This is a genomic window from Aquabacterium sp. UBA2148 (assembly GCF_002328915.1).
Taxonomy (GTDB): Bacteria; Pseudomonadota; Gammaproteobacteria; order Burkholderiales; family Burkholderiaceae_C; genus Aquabacterium; species Aquabacterium parvum.
Genome location: NZ_DCXA01000298.1, coordinates 1 through 4,292, shown reverse-complemented (window position 1 = coordinate 4,292; position 4,292 = coordinate 1). Strand labels below are relative to the sequence as shown.

The following is a 4,292-nucleotide window of genomic DNA, read 5'->3' as shown; positions in this document are numbered from 1 at the left end:
GCCTGCCCGCCGAGTACGTGCAGACCGGCCACGCCTGGCGCCTGGCAGCCTACGGGCAATGGATGCCGCTGATCGGCGCCTTCCTGTGCGCCATCCACAGCGACGCCACGCATGCCAAACTCGCACGCTGATCCTGCACCCACCTGACGCCGATGGCCACACCCGACCGCATCCTGCGCACCCTGGTCTTCCCGATCCAGTACCTGGAAATCGGCGAGTCACTGGCGCGCGAACTCGGGCAGGACATCGATGCGCTGTACCAGGCCTGCGGCATCGACCTGCCACGCCCCTTCATGCCCTGGCACACCATGGACGGGGTGCAAATGAAGCGCTCGCTGGAGCACTTCCTGTCGGTCAGTCCGGCTGGGGTGCCGCCGGTGGTGCCCTTCATGGAGCACTTCCCGCTCACCGCTCACGGCCCCATCGGCATGCTGGCGATCACCTCGGCCAACCTGGGCGAAGCCCTGCAGGGCGCGCTTCGTTATGCGTCACTGGTGATGCCCGCGTTCCGCATGCACCGGGAAGACGTGGGCAACGAGGTGCACATCGTCGTCGAGGCCAACCACGACTTCGGTTCCGTGCACGCCTTCTTCACCGAGACGGTGGTGCTGGCACCCACCAAGGTGATGCCTTTCCTCAAGCACGCCATCCAAGGGGCCTCGGTGCAATTCCAGCACGCCCCGCTGGGCGCCCCCAGCGACTACGAACAGGCCTTTGCCGGCCAGTTCATGTTCGGTTGCGCCCAGAACAAGCTGGTGATCCCGAGGCAGGCGCTGAGCATCCCGCTGATCGCGCCCAGCAAGGCCTCGCACATGATGATGAAGGCCACGCTGGAGCAACAGCGCCTGGCCAGGCTGGACACCAAGCCCGTGACCCAGGAAGTCAAGGCCCACCTTCGCGTGGCCCTGCGCAAGAAAAAACCCACCACGGCCGAGGCCATGGCGCAAGCGCTGGCGATGTCGCCCCGCACCTTGAGCCGCCGCCTGCGAGAAGAAGGCAGCACCCTGCCCCAACTCAAACAGGACATCTGCCTGGAGCACGCACGCGTGCTGCTGCTGGAAAACCAGCTCAGCATCCAGCAGATCGCCGAAGCCACCGGCTTTGCCGACGCCACCTCGTTCGCTCGGGCCTTCAAACGCGCCACCGGGCAGACGCCGAGCGAGGCTCGGCAAGGCCAGCTTGACAACCGTCCCACGCAGGACCTCACCCAGGAAACCCCATGATCGCTTCACCCCGCCTGCGCGGCGTCACATACGGCGTGGTGGCTGCGGCCGCTCTGGCCGCCACCGCCAGCCAACTGGGCACCTACCTGCCCCTGGGCGTGATCGAGGGCAACGTGCGGTTCTGGGGCGACACCCTGGCCAACCCCGCCAGCCGCTTCATCACCGCCGACATCTTCTTCGTGTTCCTGGTGGTCTGGCACTGGATGCTGGGGGAAGCGCGGAGGCTGGGCATGCGCGGCATCACGTGGTACTTCCTGGGCTCCCTGCTGATCGCCTTCAGCGCAACGCTGCCCCTGTTCATGTGGCACCGCGAAAGGGCCATGCGGGCCCGGGGCGAAACCGTCACCGGCATCGGCGGATGGGGCGCGAATGCGTCGGTGCTGATGGTGGCTCTGGCCTGCGTGGCTTACACGTGGCGGGCCTGGCCTGCGCTGGGTTGAAGCGCCCGAGCCAGCTCAGCGGTGAACGGGTGATGCCGCTTCGCCAGGCACCGAGCCCGGAGCGGCCCCGGCCCAAAGGCGCTTGAGCCGGGCCAGTTCGGCGTCGTACAAGGCGTTGACCCGCACCAGCTCGGTCTGCTGGTTCTGGATGATGTCGCGCTGCGCCTGCTGCTGCGCATCGTTGGCTTCCAGCTTGGACTTGAGCTTGAAGGGCAGCTTGCGCTGCTGGTAGAACTCGGTTTCGGCGATCAATGGCTTGCGCTCGTCTTCGAGTTCCTTGAGGCGGCGCTCGGAAGTGGCAATGCCCCTGCGCAGGTCGTCCAGGGCGGCTTCACGCGCCTTGGTGTGCGCCGCCTCGTCCGGGAAACGCATCATCAGGTTGCGGTCGCGGCGCACGGCGTCCTTCTGGGCCACGGCGGCTTGATCCTGCAAGCGCTTGCGCTCTTCGGCCAGGGCGCGCTCTTCCGCGTTCATGCGCGGCGGCACGGTGCGCCGCTCGGAGCCATCGCGGTTGAGCAGGCGCTGCTCGCGGTCCAGGCATTCCGGGATGGGGCGGTCGGCCGTGTGGCGCTTGCCCTGGGCATCGACGCAGCTGTAGATGCCGCCAGATTGGGCATGCACCGGCCCCATGGCGCCCACCCAAGCCACCAGACCCGACACCGCAGCGATCACCACGCGCACCGCCGCCTGGCGCACCGGGTGGTGAACCAGCAGGGACAGTGTGGGCGCGCGATCGGAGGCGTCAGGCGTGGTCATGGGCGTTAGGTAAGGGATGGCATCGGTCGGGCGGCCCGTGCGTCGGGCATCTGACAGCACAGCGATCCCCATCGGCTCATCATAGAACGTAGAACGCCTCAAACACCGTACCGTTGACGGTAGGCCTGCACAGCCGGGCGGGCCGCCACCAGGGCAGGGTCGGACTGGCCGTCCAGGAAGCCCATCAGGTCGGCCAGCGTGGCGATGGCGACCACCGGCAGGCCGTACTGGCCCTGCACCTGCTGCACGGCGCTCTCTGCGGCGTCCTGGCCGTTGGCCGTGGCTTTTTCCTGGCGGTCCAGGGCGATGGTCACACCACAGGGCGTGGCGCCAGCGGCCTTGATCATCTCGATGGACTCGCGCACGGAGGTGCCCGCCGAGATCACGTCGTCGATGATGAGCACGCGGCCTTGGACGGGCGCACCGACCAGGGTGCCGCCTTCACCGTGGTCCTTGGCTTCCTTGCGGTTGTAGGCGAAGGGTTTGTTGTGCCCCAGGCGCGCCAGCTCGATGGACACGGCCGCAGCCAGGGTGATGCCTTTGTAGGCCGGGCCGAAGAGCATGTCGAACTGCAGGCCCGAGGCGATCAGGCGGCGTGCATAGAATTCAGCCAGGCGGCCCAGCTTGGCGCCGTCATCGAACAGGCCGGCGTTGAAGAAATAAGGCGACAGCCGACCTGCCTTGGTTTTGAACTCCCCGAAGCGCAGCACCTTGGATTCAACGGCGAAGGCCACGAAATCTTGGGCCAGGGTGTCTAGTGCGGGGGCGTTGCTCATGATGGTGGTGCGCTGTGTTTCGACTGGTCTCTTTCAACCTCAATGGCATCCGTTCGGCGGCCAACAAGGGCATGTTGCAGTGGGCTGAAAGCCACGGCGCCGATTGTATGGGCGTGCAGGAGCTCAAGGCCCAGGCCGCGGACCTCACCCCCCAACTTCAAAACGTGGGGGGCATGCCGGGCCACTTCCACCATGCTGAAAAGAAGGGCTACTCGGGCGTGGGGCTGTACAGCCGCACCGAGCCTTCGGATGTCATCGTGGGCCTGGGGGCATCCGACAACGGTGAGTTCGACGCAGAAGGCCGCTACGTGGAGATGCGCTTCGACAAACCGGGTCGCAAGCTGTCCATCATCAGCTGCTACTTCCCCTCGGGCTCCAGCAGCGAAGAGCGCCAGGAGGCCAAGTTCCGCTTCCTGGACGTGATCGAGCCGCACCTGGCGCGGCTGCGCGGCGAGCGCGAGTTCATCCTGGTGGGCGACGTCAACATCGCCCACCACGAAAAGGACCTCAAGAACTGGAAGGGCAACCTCAAGAACTCAGGCTTCCTGCCTGAAGAGCGCGCCTGGATGACCAAGCTGCTGGCGCCCGATGGCGCCACCCGACTGGTCGACGTCTACCGAGGACTGCACCCCGAGACCACCGACGAGTGCTACACGTGGTGGAGCAACCGCGGCCAGGCCCGGGCCAAGAACGTGGGCTGGCGCATCGACTACCACCTGGCCACCCCGGCCCTGGCCGAGACCGCCAAAGCGGCTGCCGTCTACAAGGACCAGTGGTTCAGCGACCACGCGCCCCTGACCATCGACTACGACTTCAAGCTCTGAGCGGCGCCCCCGCCGTCAGCTCAGCCCCCGCCAAGCTGGCGCCGGGATGCGGTCGGTTTCACCCGGGATGGGGTCGAAGCCGCCCGCCGCCCAATCGGCCGCAGCCCGCTCGATCAAAGCCGGATCGGTTGCCACGAAGTTCCACCACATGCGCACCGGCTGGGCCAGGGGCTGACCGCCGATCAGCACCAGGCGCGCGCCCTCGGCGCCCGCCCGCAGGGACACCGGCGCCCCGGCAGGCAGCACGGCCATTTCGCGTGGTGCAAGTGGCTC

General features: G+C 67.1%; 6 protein-coding genes. 3 read left to right on the top strand and 3 right to left on the bottom strand.

What is annotated here, in order from left to right; genetic code table 11:
* The first annotated feature begins 152 nt into the window (after positions 1 to 152).
* Both B2W70_RS16480 and B2W70_RS16475 read left to right on the top strand, forming a co-directional pair.
* Positions 153 to 1,223, top strand: coding sequence for a helix-turn-helix transcriptional regulator (locus B2W70_RS16480; RefSeq protein WP_286747321.1), 1,071 nt, complete (start codon positions 153 to 155; stop codon positions 1,221 to 1,223).
* The gene (locus B2W70_RS16475; protein ID WP_286747319.1) at positions 1,220 to 1,663 is read left to right on the top strand and encodes a DUF2834 domain-containing protein; all 444 of its coding nucleotides are present in this window, start codon (positions 1,220 to 1,222) and stop codon (positions 1,661 to 1,663) included. The genes B2W70_RS16480 and B2W70_RS16475 overlap by 4 nt, the downstream gene beginning before the upstream one ends.
* Positions 1,664 to 1,678: 15 nt before the next feature.
* Here the strand turns inward: B2W70_RS16475 and B2W70_RS16470 are convergent, their stop codons facing one another.
* A complete protein-coding gene (locus tag B2W70_RS16470) occupies positions 1,679 to 2,419 on the bottom strand; it encodes a DUF4124 domain-containing protein (RefSeq protein ID WP_286747316.1) in 741 nt (246 codons plus the stop codon).
* 98 nt (positions 2,420 to 2,517) lie between these two features.
* The gene (gene pyrE / locus B2W70_RS16465) at positions 2,518 to 3,195 is read right to left on the bottom strand and encodes an orotate phosphoribosyltransferase (RefSeq protein WP_286747314.1); all 678 of its coding nucleotides are present in this window, start codon (positions 3,193 to 3,195) and stop codon (positions 2,518 to 2,520) included.
* Between the two features lie 14 nt (positions 3,196 to 3,209).
* Here pyrE and B2W70_RS16460 point away from each other — a divergent pair, with 14 nt between their 5' ends.
* Positions 3,210 to 4,019, top strand: a complete 810-nt coding sequence (locus B2W70_RS16460) for an exodeoxyribonuclease III (RefSeq protein ID WP_286747312.1) — start codon at positions 3,210 to 3,212, stop codon at positions 4,017 to 4,019.
* Positions 4,020 to 4,034: 15 nt separating this feature from the next.
* Here B2W70_RS16460 and B2W70_RS16455 read toward each other — a convergent pair.
* Positions 4,035 to 4,292 (bottom strand): pirin-like C-terminal cupin domain-containing protein (locus B2W70_RS16455; RefSeq protein ID WP_286747310.1); only part of this gene is annotated, 258 nt, incomplete at its 5' end.

Coding starts and splice junctions, on each gene's coding strand:
- B2W70_RS16480 (WP_286747321.1), top strand. CDS start 153: ATGGCCACACCCGACCGCATCCTGCGCACCCTGGTCTTCCCGATCCAG.
- B2W70_RS16475 (WP_286747319.1), top strand. CDS start 1,220: ATGATCGCTTCACCCCGCCTGCGCGGCGTCACATACGGCGTGGTGGCT.
- B2W70_RS16470 (WP_286747316.1), bottom strand. CDS start 2,419: ATGACCACGCCTGACGCCTCCGATCGCGCGCCCACACTGTCCCTGCTG.
- pyrE (WP_286747314.1), bottom strand. CDS start 3,195: ATGAGCAACGCCCCCGCACTAGACACCCTGGCCCAAGATTTCGTGGCC.